Annotated in this window: 17 protein-coding genes and 1 riboswitch; of the genes, 8 read left to right on the top strand and 9 right to left on the bottom strand. The window is 61.9% G+C overall.

Features of this window, described 5'->3' with window-relative positions; translation table 11 throughout:
* Positions 1–20: 20 nt before the first annotated feature.
* The 3 genes from sucC to R3F07_05465 all read left to right on the top strand — a co-directional run bounded on the left by sucC (position 21) and on the right by R3F07_05465 (position 2,906).
* On the top strand, positions 21–1,202 hold the full coding sequence (gene sucC, locus R3F07_05475) for an ADP-forming succinate--CoA ligase subunit beta (GenBank protein ID MEZ5275810.1): 1,182 nt from the start codon (positions 21–23) through the stop codon (positions 1,200–1,202).
* A 49-nt stretch (positions 1,203–1,251) separates the two neighbouring features.
* Complete coding sequence (sucD, locus tag R3F07_05470) at positions 1,252–2,163, top strand: succinate--CoA ligase subunit alpha (protein ID MEZ5275809.1); 912 nt, start codon at positions 1,252–1,254, stop codon at positions 2,161–2,163.
* Between the two features lie 380 nt (positions 2,164–2,543).
* Positions 2,544–2,906 carry an Hsp20/alpha crystallin family protein gene (locus R3F07_05465; protein ID MEZ5275808.1) on the top strand — a complete coding sequence of 121 codons (363 nt, stop codon included), beginning with the start codon at positions 2,544–2,546 and terminating at the stop codon, positions 2,904–2,906.
* A gap of 172 nt (positions 2,907–3,078) precedes the next feature.
* On the opposite strand, the gene R3F07_05460 is transcribed toward R3F07_05465, so the two are convergent.
* The gene (locus R3F07_05460) at positions 3,079–5,424 is read right to left on the bottom strand and encodes a TonB-dependent receptor plug domain-containing protein (GenBank protein MEZ5275807.1); all 2,346 of its coding nucleotides are present in this window, start codon (positions 5,422–5,424) and stop codon (positions 3,079–3,081) included.
* A 45-nt stretch (positions 5,425–5,469) separates the two neighbouring features.
* A riboswitch (TPP riboswitch) is annotated at positions 5,470–5,584 on the bottom strand.
* 94 nt (positions 5,585–5,678) lie between these two features.
* Here R3F07_05460 and R3F07_05455 point away from each other — a divergent pair.
* Positions 5,679–6,614, top strand: a complete 936-nt coding sequence (locus R3F07_05455) for an AEC family transporter (GenBank protein MEZ5275806.1) — start codon at positions 5,679–5,681, stop codon at positions 6,612–6,614.
* Positions 6,615–6,691: 77 nt separating this feature from the next.
* Positions 6,692–7,528: a hypothetical protein gene (locus R3F07_05450; GenBank protein ID MEZ5275805.1), complete on the top strand. Its 837-nt coding sequence runs from the start codon at positions 6,692–6,694 to the stop codon at positions 7,526–7,528.
* 88 nt (positions 7,529–7,616) lie between these two features.
* Here R3F07_05450 and R3F07_05445 read toward each other — a convergent pair whose 3' ends face one another.
* From R3F07_05445 to R3F07_05435, 3 genes are all read right to left on the bottom strand, one after another.
* Positions 7,617–9,596 carry a YjhG/YagF family D-xylonate dehydratase gene (locus tag R3F07_05445; protein MEZ5275804.1) on the bottom strand — a complete coding sequence of 660 codons (1,980 nt, stop codon included), beginning with the start codon at positions 9,594–9,596 and terminating at the stop codon, positions 7,617–7,619.
* Between the two features lie 12 nt (positions 9,597–9,608).
* Positions 9,609–10,616 carry an ATP-binding cassette domain-containing protein gene (locus R3F07_05440; GenBank protein MEZ5275803.1) on the bottom strand — a complete coding sequence of 336 codons (1,008 nt, stop codon included), beginning with the start codon at positions 10,614–10,616 and terminating at the stop codon, positions 9,609–9,611.
* A gap of 233 nt (positions 10,617–10,849) precedes the next feature.
* A complete protein-coding gene (locus R3F07_05435) occupies positions 10,850–11,932 on the bottom strand; it encodes an ABC transporter ATP-binding protein (GenBank protein ID MEZ5275802.1) in 1,083 nt (360 codons plus the stop codon).
* Positions 11,933–12,084: 152 nt separating this feature from the next.
* On the opposite strand from R3F07_05435, the gene R3F07_05430 reads away from it, so the two are divergent.
* Complete coding sequence (locus R3F07_05430; protein ID MEZ5275801.1) at positions 12,085–12,333, top strand: hypothetical protein; 249 nt, start codon at positions 12,085–12,087, stop codon at positions 12,331–12,333.
* Between the two features lie 321 nt (positions 12,334–12,654).
* Here R3F07_05430 and R3F07_05425 read toward each other — a convergent pair whose 3' ends face one another.
* The 5 genes from R3F07_05425 to R3F07_05405 form a co-directional block, all read right to left on the bottom strand.
* Positions 12,655–13,698 carry a carbohydrate kinase family protein gene (locus R3F07_05425; protein ID MEZ5275800.1) on the bottom strand — a complete coding sequence of 348 codons (1,044 nt, stop codon included), beginning with the start codon at positions 13,696–13,698 and terminating at the stop codon, positions 12,655–12,657.
* On the bottom strand, positions 13,695–14,264 hold the full coding sequence (locus tag R3F07_05420) for a D-lyxose/D-mannose family sugar isomerase (GenBank protein MEZ5275799.1): 570 nt from the start codon (positions 14,262–14,264) through the stop codon (positions 13,695–13,697). Before R3F07_05420 ends, R3F07_05425 begins: the two co-directional genes overlap by 4 nt.
* A 25-nt stretch (positions 14,265–14,289) precedes the next feature.
* On the bottom strand, positions 14,290–15,333 hold the full coding sequence (locus R3F07_05415; GenBank protein MEZ5275798.1) for a hypothetical protein: 1,044 nt from the start codon (positions 15,331–15,333) through the stop codon (positions 14,290–14,292).
* A 115-nt stretch (positions 15,334–15,448) separates the two neighbouring features.
* Entirely contained in the window at positions 15,449–16,609 is a 1,161-nt protein-coding gene (locus tag R3F07_05410; protein MEZ5275797.1) for an ABC transporter permease, read from the bottom strand.
* A 32-nt stretch (positions 16,610–16,641) separates the two neighbouring features.
* Positions 16,642–19,950, bottom strand: a complete 3,309-nt coding sequence (locus R3F07_05405) for an ABC transporter substrate-binding protein (protein MEZ5275796.1) — start codon at positions 19,948–19,950, stop codon at positions 16,642–16,644.
* A gap of 420 nt (positions 19,951–20,370) precedes the next feature.
* Between R3F07_05405 and R3F07_05400 the strand changes: the two genes are divergently transcribed.
* Together R3F07_05400 and R3F07_05395 are read left to right on the top strand one after the other, a co-directional pair.
* Complete coding sequence (locus R3F07_05400) at positions 20,371–21,186, top strand: tetratricopeptide repeat protein (protein ID MEZ5275795.1); 816 nt, start codon at positions 20,371–20,373, stop codon at positions 21,184–21,186.
* Positions 21,183–22,775, top strand: a complete 1,593-nt coding sequence (locus tag R3F07_05395; GenBank protein ID MEZ5275794.1) for an extracellular solute-binding protein — start codon at positions 21,183–21,185, stop codon at positions 22,773–22,775. The genes R3F07_05400 and R3F07_05395 overlap by 4 nt, the downstream gene beginning before the upstream one ends.
* Positions 22,776–22,783: the final 8 nt, after the last annotated feature.

Genomic DNA, 22,783 nt, shown 5'->3' with positions numbered 1-22,783 from the left:
TTCCACCCGACATTCGCTCCATGAATATTCACGAATACCAGGCCAAAGCCCTTTTTGAAAAGTTTGGCATCCCCTGTCCAAAGGGCGTTCCCGTCCAGGACCTCGCCGCCCTGCCCGCGGCCATCGACGCCATTTCGACCCCCCTCATCGTGGTCAAATCCCAGATCCACGCCGGCGGACGCGGCAAGGGCACCTTCACCGACGGATTCAAAGGCGGCGTCAAGCTGGCCAGGACCAGAGATGAGGCGATCGAGTTTGGCCGGAAGATGCTCGGCAACACCCTGGTCACCGTTCAGACCGGACCGGTCGGCCGCAAGGTCCAGACCCTTTACGTGACCGAAGGTTGCGGAATCAAGAAGGAGTACTACCTGGCAATCCTTCTCGACCGGGCCACCTCGCGGCCCGTCATCGTGGCTTCGACCGAAGGTGGCGTCGAGATCGAGGAAGTCGCCCGCGAGACCCCCGAAAAGATCGCCAAGGTCTTTGTCGACCCGGCCATTGGTCTCGCCGATTTTCAGATCCGCCAGATTGTCTTCAAACTCGGCCTCGACAAACAGGAGGGGAAGAGCGCCACCGGACTGCTCAAGAACCTCTTCCGCATGTTCTGGGAGACCGATGCCTCCATGGTCGAAGTCAATCCCCTCATCTCGACCCCCGAAGGCGAGATGCTGGCGCTGGATGCCAAGGTCTCATTTGACGACAATGCCCTCTACCGGCACCCGGAAATCGTCGCCCTCCGCGACCTGAATGAGGAGGACCCCAAGGAGGTCGAGGCCTCCAGGGTCGACCTCAACTATATCGCCCTGGACGGCAATATCGCCTGCCTGGTCAACGGGGCCGGCCTTGCCATGAGCACGATGGACATCATCAAGCATTTCGGGGGCAATCCCGCAAACTTCCTCGATGTCGGCGGCGGAGCCTCGCGCGAACAGGTGATCACGGCCTTCAAGATCATCCTGACCGACGCAAAGGTGAAAGGGATCTTCGTCAATATCTTCGGAGGGATCATGGACTGCAATGTCATTGCCGAGGGCATTGTCGACGCGGTCAAGGAGGTCGGCCTGACCATCCCCCTCGTTGTTCGCCTCGAGGGCAATAATGTCGAGGCGGGCAAAGCCACCCTTGCATCCAGCGGTCTGACCATCGTCAGCGGCGATTCCATGGCCGATGCCGCCCGGAAAATCGTCAAACTGGTCGCCTGAACAACGGACCGACCTCAGACCCAATTGCCCGTCCGACCCTCAATTCACCATGTCCATACTGATTGACGCATCGACCAAGATCATTGTCCAGGGAATCACCGGATCCTTCGGCGCCCGCCATGCCTGCCTCTCCCTCGATTACGGAACCGCCGTGGCGGCCGGGGTGACCCCGGGCAAAGGCGGACAGGTCTTCGAACACGGCCCCCACCGCGTGCCTGTCTTCAATACCATCGCCGAGGCCTCCGCGGCCACCGGCGCACGCGTCAGCGTGATTTTTGTCCCGCCACCCTTCGCCGCCGATGCCATTCTTGAATGCGCCGATGCCGACCTCGACCTGGTTGTCGCCATCACCGAAGGAATCCCGGTCAAGGACATGGTGCGGGTCAAGCGCGCCATGATCGGAGCCCGCACCCGGTTGATCGGACCCAATTGCCCGGGCATCGTCTCTCCCGGCACCGGCGAGAACTCCCACGGCGGCTGCCGTATCGGGATCGCTCCCGGCTATATCCACAAGAAGGGCCATGTCGGGGTTGTTTCCCGCTCCGGCACCCTGACCTATGAGGCCGTTTTTCAGCTGACTTCGAAAGGAATCGGCCAGAGCACCTGCGTCGGGATCGGAGGCGACCCCGTCCACGGAACCACCCATCTTGACATCATCAAGATGTTCGACGCCGATCCCGATACCCACGGAATCATCATGATCGGTGAGATCGGGGGTACCGCGGAGGTGGAAGCCGCCCGTTGGATCAAGGAACACGGCACGAAGCCCGTCGCCGGGTTTATCGCCGGAGCGACGGCTCCTCCCGGCCGCCGGATGGGTCACGCAGGAGCCATTGTGGGCGGAGCAGAAGACACCGCCGCCGCCAAGATCGCGGTCTTCCGGGAATGCGGCATTGAGGTGGCCACCACCCCGTCCGATATGGCCGACGCCCTCCTGCGTATCTGGACCCCGACGAACTGAGCCGGAAACTCCGACTCAGAACTGGTATTCCCGGTTCGTTCGTTTGCCTGTTGTAACCGCCCCAGTCTCTTGGGGCGTGTCGACGCGGATTCGCGGCACGAGACTGCCGTGGCTACAACTCCCGATTTGCCCCAAAACATCCCTCGAATAATCAGGAACGATCGCCCTCAAATTCTCCGGGATTCGGCCGATTGAATGGGTTTCCTGTCATGGAACCCACGAAACGCCCGCACCGCAGTCTCCGCCTTTCGGCTCAATCCTGGTTCCGAAGGCTTTTCCCCTGGCGGTTTCGCGCTTCCTGGCAGAAGTGCCTCCGGGCGCCCGAATGGGCAATCTGGTCGCATTGATCGCCACGGCCCATCCGTAACTCCGCCTCAACCATGATCACCACCATCAGCCGCGTGGAAAATACCAACGAATTCACCCTTCCCTCCGGCCGCGAACACGCCCGGCCCCATCACGACATCACCGCCGACGAACAGGGCGTCGAGATCTCCGCCATCATGCCGGAAGTGTCCGACGAAGGGCTCGAACTCATCCTCTTTCAGGATCAAATGATCGTGACCGGACGCCGAACCCGGACAGTCCGACCCAACTGGGAAGCGCTTCAACTGGAATGTGTCCAGAAAGACTACCGCCTCTGCGTCCGTCTCGGCTTCACCGCCGAGCCCGAATCGATCCGGGCCGAATTGGCCTGCGGTATCCTCAGCATCCGCATCGACCGCCCCAGGGTCGCCGCCTGACAGTGCTGATAGGAAGGTAGGGACGGACCGGCGGGCCGTCCGCGAGGCACCTGGTCGGCCTCGGTCCCGGAACAAAGAAGGCGCGCCCGGCAGTCACGCCCTGCTACCCGGCCAAAACATCGGCAGGTGGCCCGGACCTCGGGTCGAGACCGCCTCAGACGACCGCCTCTCCCTACCAACGCATTTTCAGGTATCCCTCAAACCGGATCGGGGGCTCCAGGCTGATCAATTGGTTGTTCATGAACTCGTCGCCGTTGTGGATCCAGTTGCGGGCATTGGTCAGATTCAGACAATCCAGACCAACCTCCCAGCCGGGCCGGGTATAGGTGACAGAGGCCTGGACCGTCAGCTGTGCCGGAATCTGGTATTCGCGATCGAGATTGCCCCATTGCGGACTCTGCCACTGGGTCTGCAGGGAAAGGCCGAGGCCGTTCTCGAAACGGTAGGCGGCACTCGCATTGAGCAACACCTTGGACAGTCCGGAAATCCGGTAATCCCCGACCGGGACCTGATTGACGAACCAGAAATCGTAGCCGACCCCGGTCCCTTTACCCTCCGGACCCATCCCTGCGGGATACATGTCGTAGAGCGATCGCCCGCCCAATTGGGTCGGGGCCGAGTTCACATAGTTTGCGTCCATCCACGCGGCATTGGCCGTCAGATAAACCCCGCGCCGCGGCTGATAGACGACTTCGGCCTCCAGACCCTCGGTCTCGATTTCATTGCGCCCACCTCCAAATTCCGCCCGGCTCCGGTTCTGCTGAAAGACCGAAATCCCCAGAAAAAGCCGGTTCTCATCGAAGGCAAACTTGGCCCCCGCTTCCAGCAGATCACTGCGCCCGTCGTAATCCTCCGGACGGATTGTCCCGGGCGGATAGAACTGGAGAACCCCTCCGCCGGTCACGCTGCCGTAGATCTCCGCCACGGAGTTCCAGGCCAGGTAGAACACTCCGGTATCGACCGGCGTCCAGCTCAGGCAGGCCTGGCCCGACGGCGTGGTGAAGGAATCACGATCCGAGATCGGCCTCGTTCCGGCGGGAGGCAGGGCATCCTCCACCTCCACGCTGTAGGCATCGCCCCGCACCCCGAACATCAGATTGAGATTTCTGAAGGGTTCGACTTCCACCTGGAGGAAGAGTGCCGGGTTCCAGACCCGCGAGTCGGTGGTTTCCGGTATGCCGTTCTCGCTCCCGAAGAACTCCCGCCCGTCCGGACCCGCCTGTCCGGGGTAGTAGCTTCCCGGGTAGTTGCTGAGCGCCCCGAAATCGGTCTCTGTTCCGCTGATGTCACCGGCGTAGAGGTACTCGTTGAAGTAGTTGACGAAGGATTCCCGTTCTTCCAGCCGCACCGTCAGCCCACCCGTCAGGGCCGGCTTCCAGTCCTGATCGCCGCGCCAGCGCAGTTCGGTCCGGTTCTCCAGGGTCAGCTGTTCCGCGTATTCGGTGTACTCAAATGAATGATACCTGCGGCGGTCAACCGACTCGAACAGGGTGCGGTTGACCAGGGAGAAGGTCTCGGAGAACCGGGCGCGGACCACTCCCTGCAACTCAAGGACCCGGGCATCGCTGAAGTCGCCCCGGGAAAACATGAGCATGCGCGGATCGACCTCGACCGTCCCGGTCGGGGTGACCAGACCGGACAGGATGCCCGTTGCGCGATCGTCGGCCCATCCCTGAAAATAGATCCCTTCGTCGATCATACCCTGGCTCGGACGGTTGATGCCGTTGGTCTGGGGCGTGTTCTGCCACTGGAATTGACCGTTGATTTCCACCGAGAGGTTCTCTGACGGGCGCCAGCTCCAGGCGGCGAAGAGATCCTGCCGGTCGTCCTTCACTCCGTTTCGATGGTGGTAGGTGTCCCCCCCCTTGCCTTCATAGCTGACCCGATAACCGGAGACTCCCTCCTCAAGCGGTGCCGTGTGGTCGATCTGCACGCTGCCATTGAGATGCGATCCACCGCTTGGCACCCACGTCCCGAAGCGCGTCGTCACCTCGGTCCGGCTCCGCTCGAGATTGGGGGTCTTCGTCACGTAATTGACGTAGCCGCCGCTGAAAAAGGCCGGCCCGTAGACGACCGAACCGGCTCCCCGGACCATCTCGACGGATTCAACCCCGTTGAAACTCGGGAAATAGCCGAACAGGTTGTTGCCCCGGCGCTGGCCGTTCAGGTAGATCTCCGCCGTGTCACCGCGGATATTCGGGTTGGCCGTGCGCCCATAACGGGCCGGTGCGTAGGCTCCGGGCACATATTGCAGGATCTCCTTGACCCCGTGGATTGTGCGCTCACGGAACAATGCCGAGCTGATCAGGCTGACGCTGCGGGGAGTCTCGAGGAGTCCGCGCCCATCGCCGAAGACACCGGTGACCGGAACAACCAGAGGATTCACCGAATCAGCCGGAGGGAGGCCGTCGACCTGAAACACCTCAAGGGTGATGATTTCGTCAGCACCGACCGGCAACACCACCGCCAGGACCAGAAGTGAGAGAAAGGTGAAAGAAGGTCGCCCAGGATGAATCATCGGAAAGAATATCGCTTCCGGACCCTTCCGACATCAGTCCTCAGTACGCACGGCCCCACTGATTCCCTCCGCCGGCATGATCCGGTTCAGGTTCGAAGGGTAGAGGGATCGATCGCATCCCAGTCTCAGCCCTGCGCTCAGGACTCCCCGCTTGTGTTGCGCCTACCCAAGAGCCTTAAAAGCCTCCATGGCAATCCAATTCCCGCAAACTTCCCACTTCTTAAATCCCGGGAATTCATTCTTAATTCCGCCTTGTGATCATTCTCGACACCCTTCTGCCGGTCTTTGCCATCATCGCCCTTGGCGGTGTTCTCGCCCGGACCGGCTTTCTCCCCTCCACCCTTCTGAAGGACCTCAACCGCCTGGCCTACTATGTCGGACTGCCGGTCCTGATTTTCCACGGCATCGCCGTCTCCCATTACACCAACGATCGTCCGCTTATCATCTTTGCCGTGATTTTCGGCGCCTCACTGGTCAGCATCCTGGTTGCCTACCTCGTCGCCTTCGCCATCCGTCTTCCCTGGGGTGATCAAGGCACGTTTGTCCATGCCGCGTTCCGGGGAAACTTGGTCTTCCTCGGGCTCCCCGTCATCATCTACGCAGCCGGCGGAGTCGACCTGGCGACGACCTCCGGAGTCCTGCAGCTGGCCACGCTTTCAATCGCACCGATGATTATCCTGAACAACGTTCTCGGGGCCGCCGTTCTTTCCATCAGCCAGCATCGTCTCTCGCTCGCCACCCTCAAGCCCGTGCTGACCAGCCTCGTGACCAATCCGTTTTTCATCGCAAGCGTGGCCGGCCTGCTCTTCTCCCTGAGCCCGCTGACCCTTCCCTCCGGAATCGACCGCACCCTGCGCTCCCTCGGTCTGATGGGCGTCCCGATTGCGCTTCTTTGCGTCGGCGGCACCCTTGTCACGACCCGCGTCCGCGACCGGATCGGCCCTTCCGTCACAGCGGCTCTGATCAAGACTCTGGTCACCCCTCTCGCCGGCTGGATGATCGCCCGATGGCTTAACCTCGGCATTGAAGAGATGCGCATCGCCCTGATCTTCGTGGCCGCCCCGAGCGCCGCCGGAGGATTCATCATGACCGTCCAGATGGGCGGTGACCCGCGGCTGGCCTCGGCCCCGATTGCGATCAGCACCGCCATCACTGTCTTCACTTTTGCCGCCATCCTCTACCTTACCTGAGGAAGGTCCCGCGGTTCCCATGGTCATTGACTCGGGTGGGATCCCCTGCAAAACAGGGATCGCCGGGATTCCGCATCATGATTCGCCAACGACATTCCATCATCCGATCCGATCCGAGAATCCTGGTCCGGATTCTCCTTTCCGTTCTCTTCGTATCGTCCACCTCCCTGGTCCTTCGGGCGGGTTCCGAGTCCAGTCCGGGACCGACGCATCCCGCTTCCGCCGGCTCAGGGACGGATGAATCGCGCACAGAATACGACCGGCTCTACCATCAGGCGGCCGACCATATCCTCAAATCCGAATGGACCGCTGCCTACGAGGATCTCAACCGCGCCATCGCTCTCGATCCAGACCGTTACGAAGCCTATTATGTCTATGGGCGCGCCCACCTCCTGCGCGATGAACCCGCCGCGGCCGAGCAGGCCTTCCGCAAGTCCTTGGAGACCGAGCCCGACCTCTCGGCCTCCTGCTACGAGCTTGCCCGATTGATGGTGCTGAAAGGGGACCTGAACAGCGGCCTCGAATTCGCCACACAGGCAGTCACCCTGACCGATGGACGAAACTGGAAATACCAGACCCTGCTCGGAGAACTGAAAGCGGAATTGGGGGACCGCCCCGGCGTGGTCGAGGCTTTCGACAATGCCATCCGGATCCTCGAGGAACGGTGCACCACCATCGAACAGGCCATCCGCAAACGGGAACAGGAGGAAGTGATCGGCGACCTGATTCTGGATGTTGACTACTATGTCGTCTACCAGGAAATGATCCCCGTGCCCAACGTGCGGTATGAGACCCGGCATCGGGTCGCCCCGAGCGATTGGGTCGATGACCTTGCGCGCCACAAGCAGGACCTGGCCGAAGTCACCGAGCGCAAAGTCGAGGTGCTCGAGTGGATGGAAGCCCGGGGGAACTGAGATCCGCCCTGGGGCAGCCGGCCCGGAAATCCGCGGTCCGTCGTGGACCGCCTGCGGCCGTTGAGTGATCGAGGACGGAGACGGTCGCTCAGGAACCGTCGGCTGCCAACGCCCGTCTTCCCGCCTCGAGCAGCTCGATGATCCGGCCGGCGTCGTAGACGGATCCGCCCCAACTCCCGCCGCCGGCATGCTGAAGCGCCGCCCAGAGCCGGGTGTCCTCCGGTAACCTCGGATGCACCTTGAAGACCGGGTTGATCGGACGGGTCTTGAGAACATTTGCGGCGTCCGCCGGCGTCGCCCCTTCCGGGGGAAGCAGGTCAATCGACCCGACCTGATTGCGACAATCGATCCGGATACGCACCCGGTCACCGTCCCGGAGCTTGCCAATCGGACCACCGGCCAGCGCCTCCGGGCTGACATGCCCCACACAAGCTCCGGTCGAGACCCCGGAGAAACGGGCATCGGTCAGGAGGGCCACCCGGCCACCGAATGGCAGGTAACGCAGAGCCGAAGTCAATTGGTAGGTTTCCGGCATGCCCGCCCCGATGGGTCCCACCCCGGCCAATATGACGACGTCTCCCTCCCGAATGGCATCCGTCCCACGCGACTTCACCGCCGCGATCGCCTCGCGTTCGCTCCCGAAAACCCGCGCCGGACCTTCGTGCAGAAACACCTCGTCCGCATCCAGCAGCGCTGGATCGATCGCCGTGCTCTTGATGACCGCACCCTCCGGAGCAAGATTTCCTGACGGGAAGGTGACCGTGCTGCCCAACCCGGCGGCCCGGGCCCGTCCGGGACTCATCAGAACCGCATCCGGATCGATTCCGTCCAGCTGGACCAGTTTTTCGCGCATCCGCCGACGCCGCTCGGAGCCCTCCCACCAGGCAAGGACTTCACCGAGGTCCAATCCGGATACCGTGCGTGCGCTCAAGTCCAGCAGACCGAGACTCCGCAGGTGCAGCATGACCTCCGGAACCCCCCCGGCCAGGTAGGCCTGCACCGTGGCATAGCCATGAGGGCCGTTCGGCATGATGTCGGCCAGACGCGGCACGTCGCGGTTGGCCCGGCTCCAGTCCGCCACAGTCGGACGTTCAATCCCGGCCGCATGCGCGATGGCCGGCAGATGGAGAATGAGATTGGTCGAGCCCCCGAAGGCGGCATGAACGATCAGGGCATTGTGGATCGAGCGCCGGTCGAGAATCCGCCCAAGCGCATCCCCAGCCCGGTGCATGGCCATGAGCGCCTCGCTCGAACGGCGGGCGAGATCCTTCCAGGCATTCGTCCCGGAAGGACAGAGCGCACTGTGGGGCAAGGCCATCCCGAGGGCCTCGGCCACGACCTGGCTGGTCGCCGCCGTCCCGAGAAACTGACACCCCCCGCCCGGTGAGCCACAGGCCCGGCAACCCATCTCGGCCGCATGATCGAGGGAAATCTCCCCATGGGCGAAGCGGGCCCCGATCGTCTGGATCTTGCCCAGGTCCTCCGTCTCCTCACTGAGCAGGCTGACCCCGCCCGGAACCAGCACCGCCGGCAGATCACCGCAGCCGGCCAGGGCCATCATCATGGCGGGCAGACCCTTGTCGCAGGTGGCCACTCCGAGGACACCCTTCCGGGTGGGCAGCGAACGTATCAATCTTCTGAATACGATGGCCGCGTCATTGCGGTAGGCGAGACTGTCGAGCATCCCGTCCGTGCCGTTGGTCCGTCCATCGCAGGGATCACTGCAGAAAGCGGCAAAGGGAATGGCTCCCGCCTCGGAAAAGGTGGCGGCGGCTTCCTCCATCAGGACGCCGACTTCCCAGTGCCCGGTGTGGTAACCCAGGGCGACCGGGCTCCCGTCCGGACGGCGGATGCCGCCCTGGGTGCTCAGGATCAGGTATTCTTCGCGCCCAAGCCATTCCGGGCGCCAACCCATCCCCACGTTCTGGGTCCAGCCGAAGAGATCACCGCTGGCCGCTCCCGCCAGTTGTCCGGGCGACAGGGGCAGGCGACCCTCGGGTCCCCTGACCGTGGTTCGCAACTCGTAGACGGCGTCGTCATCCGACGCGAGAAAACCAGGAACCGGCATGGCTCTTCGAAATCAACCGCGACCATTGTCACCGTAGAGGTGACAGGAGACAAAGCGTCCCGGACCGGCTTCCTCCAGGGAGGGAACCATCTGGTCGCAGGGCTTGAAGCAGTCCGGGCAACGCGGATGAAAACTGCAGCCGGCCGGGAGATTGCCGGGATCCGCCACCTCGCCACCCACATCGAAATTGATGGCTTCGTCGGGATTCGGGCTGGGAACGGCGGAAAGCAGGGCGCGGGTATAGGGATGCTTGGGATCCGCAAAAAGCTCATCGGTCGGGGCGAGCTCGACGATCTTCCCGGCATACATGACCGCGACCCGGTCGCAGATATGCTTCACCACGCTCAGATCGTGCGCGACAAAGATATAGGTCAGGTTCAGCTCTTCCTGCAGATCCTGAAGCAGGTTGATGACCTGGGCCTGAACAGAGACATCAAGGGCCGAGACCGCTTCGTCCGCCACAACCAGCTTCGGCTCCATGATGAGCGCCCGGGCGATCCCGATGCGTTGACGCTGACCGCCGGAAAAGGCATGCGGGTAGCGTTGACGATGCTCCGGCTTGAGACCGACCTTGGACAGCATGGCCTCGACCCGGTCGATCAGCGCCTTGCCTTTGGCCATCCGGTGAATGACCAGGGGCTCCCCCACGATATCGCCCACCGTCATCCGTGGGTTGAGGGAGGAAAAGGGATCCTGGAAGATCATCTGCATATGGGGCCGCAGCGGACGCAATTCGTGCTCGCCGAGCGAGGATAGGTTGATCTCGCGCCCGTTCAGCCGGAAATCAACCGAGCCCGACGTGGGACGCAGCGCACGCAGGATGGTGCGCGCCGCCGTTGTCTTTCCCGAGCCGCTTTCCCCCACGATGCCCAAGGTCTCCCCGGGCATCAGGTCGAAGTTCATGTTGTCAACCGCCCTGACATGACCGACCACCTTCTTGAAGAAGCCCTTGCTCCGGATCGGAAAGTACTTGCACAGGCCCCGGACCCGAAGAAGCGGTTCAGTCGTTTCGGCTACCATATTCTTGTTTCAGATTTCAGATTGTGGGTTTCGGATCTGCGCGTCGGCCCGGATGATTCACGATGCCGAAATGTGATGGAGCGCAAGGCGGAGGACGTAACACCTCACGGGCGCGCAGCGATCCGTGCGTATCAGCGGGAGGAATTGTGAGAAATCAATACTCGAGGCCAGGATGGGGTTTCTCATCGGGCAGTTCATGGATTCCTTTCTCACGATTCCGGTGTATATTCGGGTCAGCGGGGGATGCCCTCCTCACCGAATTCCTCCATGATCGCCTCGGCCCGGACACAGGCCACCATCCGGTTGCGGATCCGCTTCAGCTCCGGCGGCCCGCCGGTATCGCACATCCCGGGCCGCGCCTGGGGACAACGCGGGTGAAAGGGACACCCTTTCGGTATCCGACTCAGGGACGGGACACTGCCCTCGATCGATGACAGCCGACGCTGCTCGCCCGCCAATCCCGGAATCGATTTCAGGAGCCCCATCGTATAGGGATGCCGCGGAGCCTTCAGCACCCGGCGGATATCCCCCTGCTCCACCACCCGCCCCAGGTACATGACGGCCACCTCGTCGGCGGTTTGTGCCACCACGCCTAAATCGTGGGTGATCAGGAGAACGGAACAGCCCATCTCCGCCTGCAGCTTCTTGATCAGACCGAGAATCTGGGCCTGGATGGTCACGTCGAGCGCAGTCGTCGGTTCATCCGCGATGAGCAGTTCCGGATTGCAGACCAGGGCCATCGCGATGACCGCCCTCTGCCGCATCCCACCGGATAGCTCATGCGGATACTGGTCGATTCGTTTTTCCGCACCCGGGATGCCCACCTTCTTCAGCATGTCGATCGACAATCGCCGGGCGTCGTCCTTGGTCACCTCCTGGTGCAGGAGGATCGCTTCCATGATCTGATTGCCGATCGTATGGACGGGGCTGAGCGCCGTCATCGGCTCCTGGAAGATCATGCTGATCAGACCGCCCCGGACATGATAAAGGGTCTCATCCTTCTCCCCCAGTGCCGTGATGTCGATCGGGGCCCGGTTCTTCGGGTGAAGGATGATCGAGCCGTCCATGATCTTGCCCGGCTTCTGGATCAGACGCAGGATCGAATAGGCGGTCACGCTCTTGCCGCACCCGCTCTCGCCCACAATGGCCAGAATGCGCCCGCGCTTCAGTTTGAAGGTGACCCCGTCCACCGCCGGGATTTCGCCTTCTTCCGTGTAGAAATAGGTCTTGAGACCTTTCACCTCAAGCAGGAGGTCACCGGAGTCGGCCTGAGGGTTCGCGGGTTGGTTTTCGGGGTTCGCGATTTCGACAGTCATGAGGCAGAGACCGAGTAAACAGCGCTGCCACCCGTAGACAATGGAAAACTGGAGCGGTCCGAACCGATGAAACCGGGGGGACGCTCCACGGCCGGATCCAGATCCCACTCGCCAATCCGGCCGGGCAATGCTCTCCTGCCAATGCATCCGGAATGTCCTCCCTTCCTCCATCTCTCCTGGTCTGGCTCACCCGTCACACCGGTTTCCCCGCCCGACGGCTTCCGGCTCCGGCCGAGCTTCTCCTGCTCTTCGCCGCCGCCGCAGAGGCTGAAGAGAGACAACCTGGCAGGCATATCCGTCAGATCGCCCGCAAGAATCACGCGGAACAGGCCTCGCAGCGGCAACTTGCCGAAAACCGCAGACACGCCCACTTCAAGAGCGACAACCGCACCGCGGTCTGACCGTTCTCTTTTGCACCTGGAGGCCGGAATGCGACGCACCTTGAGTCCTGCCCGGGCAACGGCACGAGCGACTCGGATCCGGGTCCCGGCTTGTCGAAGGGGGCTTGTCGAAGGGGTCATTGCTTGACTCTTGACAACGAAGCTTGTAAGAGTCAAGCAATGACCCCTTTTGCAATGACCCTTCTTGTATCCCTCCGAGGGTTTGGTAGGAGAGGCTTTACGCCTCGATTCTCGTCCCGGCAGCTCTGGAACGAGGCGTAAAGCCTCTCTTGCAGGTTCTCGGAATTACCTGGTAACCATCATCTGATCCGTGTTTGCCCACTAGAAAGCCCGAAAGCCGAGCGAACGCCCATTCTCCAGGCATTCGCGCCAGGGACGCAGGCCGGCCGAACAGGTGGACGCTTCCAATGAAAGCGCCGCGGCGCAGACCCCCAGTTCCAGGCATTCGATCAGCGGCCAGTTCTCGTGAACACCAAGGAGAACCCCGGCCGAGAGAGCGTCTCCTGCCCCCGCCGCCCCGCGGATGCGTCCCGCCGGGACCCGGACCGCACCGTGCCGATGAACGACACCGTCGGCGGTCACCCCCACCACGCCTTCGGCACAATGAACGACAACCGCCCGGCGAACCCCGCCCTGGATCGCGTGCCGCGCCTGCGCTTCCAGTTTCTCCACATTGATCCCGCCGGAAGCGTCGGGATTCCGGGCGGAAATCCCGCTCAACAATTCGCCTTCCACCTCGTTCAGAAAGAGGAAATCGAGATGCGGCAGGACCGGAGCCACCAGGCGGTCAAAGGCCCGGCTCTCGTCGGTGACCAGGTCTGCGCTGGTCAGAAATCCCAATTCGCTGGCCCGGGCCAGCAAATGTTCATGACCGTTCCGTCCGTCCGCCCCGGTTTCATCCAGCAGGTCGAGCAGCCCGAAATAGCCGAGGTGAAAAATCCGAGCGGGGAATTCCCGCAGCGCACAGTCTTCCTCGCTGAAGACCGCGTTTGCCCCTTTCTGATGGAAAAAGGTCCGTCGCCCGGAAGACTCGACCGTCATCACGTCGGTGTAGGAGGTGGGGAAATCGTCGGTGCGGATCAACCCCCGGCTGTCGATGCCCAGCGCCGCCAGATCTGCGAGGATGACGGCGCCGTCTGCATCCGCCCCGATCCGACCACAGGCATGGAGAGGAAATCCGCAGCCCAGGAGCGCGAGATCCTTCAGCATATTGTAGGCGCAGCCTCCGTTGCTCTCCGATTGCTCCGTGATCATGGCCAGGGCGTCCTGTTGCGGCCATCGATCGATGATCTTGACCCGATCCACGATCCAATTGCCGGCGGCAAGGACGCCGCACCGCGATTCATTGAGGTTGGTCGCCATCATTCACTGACCAGTCGAATCGTGACCGGCTCGTCCTCCTCGATCCCGGGAAAACGACCGATCTCGGTCGAGACGAAGAAATTGTCGTGGGCATCGTCGTTGGCGGTCGACACTTCGCCGATCACACAGGGACCTCCCTCCGCCCAGAACTCGTGATAAACCCCGGGGACCAGGGTCACCCGGGATCCGGCCTCCAACCGGACCAGGCCTCCAGCTTCCACCTCGGTTTTCTTTCCGTCGACCTGTACCGTGAAGGCCTCGCCGGAAGGAGACTCATCCGGATGCCGCGGCCAGACCCGTACGACGAGGGTGCCGGCCCGCGCAATGATGTCCTCTTTTTTCTGCCTATGACAGTGAGCCGGGGTCGTCTGACCCTCCCGGGCATACATGAGCTTCTCGCAGTATTCCGGCTCCTCACAGAGGTTGACCAGGGTGAGACCCTGGCGGTCGAACTCCCCGAGTCCGAAATCGGTGATGTCCCATCTGGGTTCCGGAGGCAAAGCCCAGCCATGAGCCTTGAACGCGGCGGCGGCTTCACGATGGATACGGTTGATTTCTGATCTCTTCATGACGGTCGGAAAACGCCTTCGGCGTTCAGGTGTAACTCCTCGTGCTCGTCGTCAGTTCCAAATCCTCCCCCATCGGGCGATGGGCCGGAATCTTCAGCTTCTCGAGAACCGCGTGATAGGCCTTGACCGCCTCAACCGGACCCACCTCCCCATCCACGATCCGTCGCAGCAGTTCGATGAAGGCCAGCGGATGCTCGGAAAGATTGATCTTGCGACCGAACAGGGCGACCCGGGCGCCGTACTTCTGGGCGTCATGGATCAATTGAAACGCATCACGGGTCGTCCCCGCGCTGCCCCCGAGAATCCCCACAATCATGTCCGGGTCGTAGGCGACCAGTTCCTCGAGCGGTCCCGGGCCGTTGTAGGGAATCTTGAGAAACAGCGGCCGGCCGGCCCGCGTCACGCCTGCCAGACAGCGGACAATGGAATCATTGAGAAACGCCCCTATCCGGGCCGGTTCGATGCCCGGATCGACATTCGGATTGAAGACCTCGAGGAAGTAACGAAACCGCTTGGCCTCCGCTTCGATCCGAAACTCCTGAAAGGCACGCAGGGACTCGTGGTCGACTTCCAGCTCGTTCGTGAAGGTTACGGAATAGAGGCCCAGATCAGCCCCCGTCACCGGCTTGAAGGAACCCGACTCGATCCGACCGTACTTGATGTGGTCGATCGTTGCACTGCGGAATTCCCTCGAGGGCTGACTCAGATACCGGCCGCCCCTCACCGCCCACACATCCGTCGCGTCGTTGGCCCGGGCAGCCGGGGTGATGGCGGAACGGCTGAATCGCCCTTCATCCATGGCCAGGCGTTCGAGGTTGGAGGCCGACAGGAGCATGATGTCGACGATATCCTGATCGATCACCGCGCGGATCTGTCGGAGATAATCGTCGAGTGTCTTGTAGCAGCCTTCTGATTCATTGTACCCGTGCGTGCAGCGACAATGTTCGAGGCCCGGCGCGGTGATGCCAAAGGCCATGTCCGCGTCCTTTGCATCGGCAATGATGAAGTCCTTCCGGGTGGCCTTCCCGGTCCGGATCCGTTCCAGTTTCCGCTCGAGTCGTTTCTGCATGGGATCGACGTCCACGATCAAAAGACAGAGTTCCTCAGACTCCAAGTTCCAATCCGCGCCAAAGAAGCCCTTTTTCCCGTTTCATCGCGCCGATCGGGCGATCGCCAACGCCAAATCACCTCGCCGCGTAGGGGTCGGACGCGTCCCGCAGACCATCGCCCAGGAAATTGAAGCAGAGCACCGACAGGATAATCGGAAAGACGGGCATGAGCAGCCAGGGATACTGGGCCACCGCCTGGATGTTCATGCAATCCTGGAGCATGACCCCCCAGCTCACGATGGGAGGCCGCAACCCGAGACCGAGAAAACTCAGGGCCGTCTCACCGAGAATCATTCCGGGCACACTCATGGTCAGAACCACGATGATGTGGCTGGTGAATCCGGGAATGAGGTGACGGAAGAGAATCCGCGCATGAGAAGCGCCGAGCAGCCTTGCCGCGACCGCATAGTCTTCTTCTCTCAGCGAAAGGATCTTGCCCCGCACAACCCGGGCCAACCCGGTCCAACCCAACAGGCTGAGAACTATTGTGATCGCGAAATAGACGCGCAGACCCGGCCAGTCTGCCGGCAGGATCGCCCCCAGGGCCAGCCAGAGCGGCAACTGCGGGAATGCGTTGATGATCTCAATCCCGCGCTGGATGATCAGGTCCACCCGTCCTCCGAAATAGCCGGAGATTCCGCCGATGGTCAGACCGAGGATGAAGGTGATCACAATCGAGACCAGTCCGATGGAGAGACTGATCCGCGAACCGAAGACCACCCGGCTGAAGAGATCACGCCCGTTGTGGTCCGCCCCGAAAAAGTAGAAGGTCGCCCCCTCCGGAGCAGCCTCCCCCGGCTCCCGGACGATGCCGAAGAAGCGGTGTTCCATCGGGATCAATCCCCAGAGCCGATAGGGTTCTCCCCGCACCAGAAAGGACAACCGGATGACGGTCTCCCGATCCTCGTGATAAGTCCGGCGGAAGGTGACGGGATCAATCTGGCGGATCAAGGGATGAACATGGAATCCGTGTTCCAGGCTGAATTTCGGCAACTGAGGGGTCGCATAGGCGAAGGCCAGGTTGCGCTGGTCCTTCGGCTGCGTCGCCACGAATTCGGCCAGCACCGCAGTCGCGTAAAGCACCACGAGTATTCCCAGGGAGAAGACCGCCAGCCGGTGCCGCACAAACCGGATCCAGATCAACTGCCATTGCGTCAGAACCGCCGTATCCAGCCCCCCTCCCTGGATGAAGGGGTCATTGCTTGACTCTTGACAAACCTCCTTGTCAAGAGTCAAGCAATGACCCCTTTTATCCCGATCACCGCTGCTCATCGGCTACCTCCTTCCAGCCGGATCCGCGGATCCAGCATCAGGAGAAGGAGATCGCTGACCAGGGTCCCGAAAACCCCCAGGGTGCTCAGGACCATCAGCATCGAACCGGCCAGGTACATGTCCTGCGCCATCAGGGCGGAGAGCATGAGCGGTCCGACCGTGGGAAGGCTGAGGACCATCGCCACAATGGCGCCGCCGGACACCAGTTGGGGGAAGATCGCCCCGATCCCCGAAATGAAGGGATTGAGGGCCAGCCGCACCGGGTATTTGAGCAACAAGCGGAGGGGCCGCACCCCTTTTGCCCGCGCTGTTGTCACATAGGGCTTGCGCAATTCGTCCAGGAGATTGCCCCGCATCACCCGGATCATCCCGGCGGTACCCCCGACCCCGAGAACGATGACCGGCACCCAGATATGCTTGAGCAGATCGGTCAGCTTCGCCCAGGACCAGCCCACCTGCCCGGCAAACTCGGCCGAGAACAATCCCGAGATCTTGAGTCCAAACCACTCCGAACTAAGGTGAATGAGGATCAGAGCGAGCAGAAATCCGGGCACGCACATTCCGATGAAGCCCAGGAACGTCAGGATGTAGTCCCCGATTGAATACTGACGAACCGCCGAGTAGATTCCCGTGGGCAGCGCGATGGCCCAGGTGAAGAGGATGGTGAAGAACGAGATACCCACCGTGAGGAGGATCCGATCGCCCACGATGTCGTTGACGATCCGACCGTTCTCCATCGAACGGCCCAGGTCTCCCTGGATCAGGCCCTTGTCCGCCGGCTGCCAGGTCAAAAACCAGGGCAGCCCCAGCCAGCGGGCATAGCGCAGGATCATGCCTTCCTCGGTGTGGAAGAGGGTCTTCAGATCCTTGACCGACTGGACCGCGCCATCATCGCCCATCATCTCCAGCTCCTGGATCCTCGCCGTGAGGAAGTCACCCCTTGGTAGCTGGATGATGACAAAGACCACGATTGAGATGACGCCCAGGGTCGGCACCATGATGATCAGTCGCCGACCGACAAAGGGATGGCGCAGGATCAGGAGGGCGAGAACGACGGCAAACATCCCGAACATCAGGATACGAAGGAACCACCTCAGCAGGCGGCCACTCCCATCCTCGGAATCAGCAGTCAGCAGGCTCATCCGCGGATCGAGCACCGGTTCCATCACCGTCTCCCTCATGCGATCGAGAGTCTCCGGAGTATCGCCGGGGTTGTCCAGATACCAGGTTTCGATCCCGCCGTTGGCCGGAGTGGCAAACTGCGACCCGAAGACCACATTGCGCGGCACATTGTGCAGGTGCCGACTCGCCACGGCCAGTTGGGGCGGCGGCGTGCAGACGCTGATAGTCCATAAGTTCGCCGCCGCGATATCGAGGATTTCACGATAGATCTCCACCTGGGCCGCCAGCCCCGTGGTGGTCCGCGCCGTCTCGAGAACTTCCATCGCCCGCCGCAGAGGATGACCCGGAGGGGGTTCAACCGCGCCCGGATGCCGGGCCGCCGCCGGATCGCCCCAGAGCCCGCCCTGCATCTGCCAGACTCCGAATCCTGGCGCATAGAAGGAATGCACGGCTATCGGCACAAAATTGCGCGGCGCCAGCAGAGGGAAGTACTCGCCGTCCCCGGTCCATGCCGTCAGATCGTGCTCCAACGCGGTCTGCTCGGCCTGCCAGAGCGTGCGGGCACGGTCCTTCAGAACCACCCGGAGCCCAACCTTCGCCCAGTCGTCAATCATCAACTGGGCGGGGCCGCTTCCGGTGTACTCGGTCACGTAGACGAAGAAAACCATGCGGGAGCCGTCCGCAAAGCGGCGAAATCCTTCACCGTCGCGCTCAACCAGGCCGAGCGAGTCGAGCAGTTGATTGGCCCGCTCCGGGTCGTATTCGATGAAGCTGCGCATCAGATCCGGATGATGGAAGGGCGACTCCGGTCCCGGAGCCAGTTGGGAAGGTTCCGTCTGCCCGTTGAAATCGGAGTCGATGATGTCGGCCCGGTTGATGGCCAGGGAAAGGGCCTGTCGGAAAGCCAGGGTATTGAGGAGGGTGTGCTTCTTGCCCGTCTCCGGCCGATCGGGGTCGATCCGACGGTTCAGGTTGGGAAAAATGGTAAATGACGATCGGGTCGCCGAAAACCAGTGCAGCACATCGTAACCATTGGCCTCCCGCTCCGACATCAACTGGGTGTAGTCGTCGTAATTGATATTGCGGGTCTGGAAGGTCAACCGTCCCTGGGACGCGTCCAGTCCGATCATGTTCTGCGGTTTCACCTCAAAGAGAATCCGGTCCAGGTAGGGCAACTGATTGCCCGTTTCGTCGACCGCGAAGAAGTAGGGATTTCTGACAAAACCGAAGGGGGGATTGGGCGTATGGGCGCGATAGACCCAAGGCCAGAGCCGGGGACATTCCGGATTGAAGTTGTCCTTCATCCGCCCATAGAGCGCGCGCGGGCTGGCCAGTTGAAGCGCCTTCATCGACCGTTCGATGAGCTCGGGATCTCCCAACACCGGATGGAAGGGCTCCAGATAGTGTCTTGGCAGTGCGAAATTCACCTGATTGCAGAGCGTCTCGAGGAAGAGCGCATTGGGCTTCTCAAAAACATAGCGTACGGTCAGGTCATCGATCTTCTCCACCCGCCCGGTTGTCCCCCCCACCTCCAGCCAATAAGGCCGCGCGCCCAGGAGAATCTGGTCGTCCTCAACTGAATAGAGAATGTCGTCCACCGTCAGAGGATGCCCGTCCGACCAGCGCATACCGCGCCTCAGGTGGAAGGTGAATTCCCGAAAATCATCCGAGATCTCGTAGGATCGGGCCACATGTGGACGGATCGGATAGCCCAGAGGGGACCATCGGACCAAAGTCGCTCCGGCCAGGCGCCAATTGATGATGCTCACATCCGCGACCGAACTGGCGACCCGGAACCAGGTGCCCCCGTAGGTGCCCGGACCATCCACTCCGCGCATGACCAGCGGCTCGGGACCGACCCGCTCAGCCACCGGGGGCAGTCGTCCCTGCTCCACCAGCGGCGCCAGAAGGGAAGGCTCACCCCTGGGATACCACGGTGCGGCCGATCCCGCAGCGTAGTCGACGTCGACCGTCACGACCGGCAACTCGTCATGAATAATGGATACATCACGAGCCCGCTCGGCCGCCCCGACCTCCGCGGGATCGAAGATGGTCGGCTCAGAACCAACCTTTGGCCGCAGAAGGCCGGCCGCTGCGTAAAACACGGCCATGACAAAGACCAGGGATCCGAAGAGCAGCGCCAGGACCCTTCCGGCGGCTCGAAGCGCAAGCCGCGCCCTCAAGAATTACCTCCGGTTTCATCGTCCAGCCACCCGGGAGCGCCCATCTGTACGGGGCCGGAGGGACGGCGGGGTTCCATGAATTCGATCGCGGGGCAGACTGTCATCTCAAGAAAAACCGATCCCGAAGGTAGGCCGCTTTGCCTTCAGGGCAAGTCCAAGCCGGTCCGCGGCAACCCCGGCCGAATCCATCAAATTGAAAGGTGGGGCAAGCCCTCGAGAGACACCGTGCAGACGGAATCGGCGACCAACAGCCCTCAAGCGTCAATCAGCCAGGTGCCTCCACCATGCAGTCTGTCCGGCCCTTGGAGGTCTCTTCGGAAAGCATCCGGTCCTCCCAGACCACGCTCGTTCGGATTAGGCTTGACCGCAGGCCCTGCGGCGACGGTTGATCTCACCCCCCTCCGCGTCCAGCCCCGCTCCATGCGCTCCGCCCTTCCAATCACGCTGCTCCTCGCGCTTCCCCTTGCGTTTTCGGTGCGTGGCCAGGGCCAGCCCGAGTCGTTGGTGAGCGCCTGGAGGGATGCGGTTCTCCTTCTTTACGCGGATGCCCATCAAGTTTTTCGCACCGAGGTTGGGGTTGATCCCGCCCTGAGACGTGAACGCCTCGTCGGTGAAGCCCTCACCCTCCTCAACCTGCAGCCCCGCACCGAGGCCAATGTCAGCCGGGCCCGATCCATTCTCGACGGACTCCAAAAAGATGAGGCCGCCGATGAGATCGGCATTCTCAGCCGCTACTACCTCGGGCGCATTGCCCAGATCCACAACCTGACGCCCGATCCGGAGGCCGCCATCCGGATCTTCCGGAATCTTCTCGACGATCATCCCGACCACCTCTTCGGACAGTTTGCCGGCGTCAAATGGGCACTGGTTTATCTGGGGACCGCCCCGACACCCGAGATCCGCCTGACCCGCCTGACCGAGATCGAAGGGATCGTCCCGTTGATCACCCTGCCCGGTCCCGCCAAGGATCTTCATCTCTTCCTCGCCGACGGAAGCGAACGGTATGCCGGCGATCTCGAACAGTCCCTCCGGCACCTGATCGCCGCCGGCGACCTCGGGATCAGCAAACGCAACCTGCGTGGAGATGTCTTCGTCCGGATCGGCGAGATTGCCCTGGCCCTCGGGCAAACCGAAATTGCCCTCGATTATTTCCAGCGATTTCTCGCCGAGTTTCCACGCGATCTGCGCACCTACACCATCACCCGGAAGGTCCGCGAACTGGAGGCGGCACCATGAATCGCGAGCGTACTCTCAATACCATCGGGTTCGCCCTCCTCGCCGCCTGTTTCATTGTCGCCCTCGTCCGGGTCTTCAACCGCAATACGGAGGAAACGCAGCCCGGTACCATCACCATCCGTTTTGCCCATTGGCAGCTCGAGTCCGGTCTGCGGGATGCTTTCGACGAGGTCGCCCGAAGGTACATGGAGGCACATCCCGGGATTCGCGTCGAGCAGTTGGCCATCCCCGAAAGGACCTACGCCCAGTACTACCGCACCCAGCTCATCGGCGGGACGGCCCCCGATATCTTCGCCATCGGTTTCGGCAACAATGACGAAATCCTCGCCCGGTTTTTCACCCCGCTGACCCCGTGGCTGGAACGCCCCAACCCGTTCAACGTGGGCACGGAACTCGAGGGGATTCCCTGGCGGGACACCTTCATCGACGGACTGAACAGCAAGTACAATCAGAACCTGCTCGACTACTACATGATCTCGACCGCCATGTTCACCGTCCGGGTCTACTACAACAAGACTCTCTGGCAGGAAATCCTTGGCGACGCCCCGGTTCCGGAAACCTACGAAGACTTCCGGCTGGCCTGCGAAAAGATCCGGGACTTTGCCCGGGATACGGGCCGCGGTATCCTGCCGATCGCCTCGTCCAAGTTCAACGGCCCCCAGTTGATGGATAAGCTTTTTGAGGGGCAGACTCAGAAGTTGAGACTTTCGCTCGATCCAGTCCACGTCCTGAACACCGGCAATGTCGATGTCGTCATTCCGTATCTGAAGGGAGAATGGTCGATGGAGACACCGGCCATCCGCAGCGCGGTCGAACTCTCCCACGAAGTCGCAGGATTCATGACCCCGGGCTTCTCCCAACTGGGCCGGGAGGACGCGGCCTTCTACTTTGTCCAGAATCGTGCCGTCATGATCGTTTCGGGCAGTTGGGACGCCACCAGCCTGCGCTCGCAGGCCCCGTTTGAGATCGGGGTTTTCGCCGTCCCCCTTCCCTCCAGGGACCATCCGACCTACGGCCGCTTCACCCTGGGCCGCGCCAGTGAGGGTGATACCAGCACCGAAGGATCGTTCGGCATCGTCCGGCAATCGCCTCATTTTGAGGTCGCCCTGGATTTCCTCCAGTACCTGACTTCCCAACCCGGCAATCAGGTCTACGCGGATGAAAGCGGATGGCTTCCGGCCATCATCGGAGTGACTCCCGATCCCCTGATCGAGCCGTTCATGCCCGTGATCGACGGGGAGTTGAGGGGCTTCTTCCTCAAGTTCAACGATATCGGGGCCAACACCAAGGGACTCTACGAGAATGCCATCTCCCTGCTCGAACGCCGCGACGGGGTCGAGAGCTATATCCGGACGATGACCTCCCGCCTCCCCGAGGCGATTCGCGAAGACCTCGACCTGAGGGTGAAAAACAACAAGCACAACACCATCCGTCAGGACACCACCATTGCCGCGCTCCGCTCCCTCGACCGGCTGGGGGACCGAACGACCGATTATGCCGCCAAGCTGACTGAAGTCCTCGAAGCCCAGAATGGCCAGGAAGGCGAAACCTACAGGATTGAACAGGAGCTCCGTTTTCTGCAGAAATAGCCAGACCC

The sequence above is a fragment of the Opitutaceae bacterium genome, assembly GCA_041395105.1.
In the GTDB taxonomy this organism is placed as follows: domain Bacteria; phylum Verrucomicrobiota; class Verrucomicrobiia; order Opitutales; family Opitutaceae; genus B12-G4.
This window is presented reverse-complemented; position numbering and strand designations above follow the sequence as displayed.

Bases quoted from the DNA above. Each gene is read 5' to 3' on its own strand.
- R3F07_05460 (MEZ5275807.1), bottom strand. From the start codon at position 5,424: ATGATTCATCCTGGGCGACCTTCTTTCACCTTTCTCTCACTTCTGGTC.
- R3F07_05435 (MEZ5275802.1), bottom strand. From the start codon at position 11,932: ATGACTGTCGAAATCGCGAACCCCGAAAACCAACCCGCGAACCCTCAG.
- R3F07_05440 (MEZ5275803.1), bottom strand. From the start codon at position 10,616: ATGGTAGCCGAAACGACTGAACCGCTTCTTCGGGTCCGGGGCCTGTGC.
- R3F07_05450 (MEZ5275805.1), top strand. From the start codon at position 6,692: ATGATTCGCCAACGACATTCCATCATCCGATCCGATCCGAGAATCCTG.
- sucC (MEZ5275810.1), top strand. From the start codon at position 21: ATGAATATTCACGAATACCAGGCCAAAGCCCTTTTTGAAAAGTTTGGC.
- sucD (MEZ5275809.1), top strand. From the start codon at position 1,252: ATGTCCATACTGATTGACGCATCGACCAAGATCATTGTCCAGGGAATC.
- R3F07_05400 (MEZ5275795.1), top strand. From the start codon at position 20,371: ATGCGCTCCGCCCTTCCAATCACGCTGCTCCTCGCGCTTCCCCTTGCG.
- R3F07_05420 (MEZ5275799.1), bottom strand. From the start codon at position 14,264: ATGAAGAGATCAGAAATCAACCGTATCCATCGTGAAGCCGCCGCCGCG.
- R3F07_05430 (MEZ5275801.1), top strand. From the start codon at position 12,085: ATGTCCTCCCTTCCTCCATCTCTCCTGGTCTGGCTCACCCGTCACACC.
- R3F07_05465 (MEZ5275808.1), top strand. From the start codon at position 2,544: ATGATCACCACCATCAGCCGCGTGGAAAATACCAACGAATTCACCCTT.
- R3F07_05395 (MEZ5275794.1), top strand. From the start codon at position 21,183: ATGAATCGCGAGCGTACTCTCAATACCATCGGGTTCGCCCTCCTCGCC.
- R3F07_05445 (MEZ5275804.1), bottom strand. From the start codon at position 9,596: ATGCCGGTTCCTGGTTTTCTCGCGTCGGATGACGACGCCGTCTACGAG.
- R3F07_05415 (MEZ5275798.1), bottom strand. From the start codon at position 15,333: ATGCAGAAACGACTCGAGCGGAAACTGGAACGGATCCGGACCGGGAAG.
- R3F07_05425 (MEZ5275800.1), bottom strand. From the start codon at position 13,698: ATGATGGCGACCAACCTCAATGAATCGCGGTGCGGCGTCCTTGCCGCC.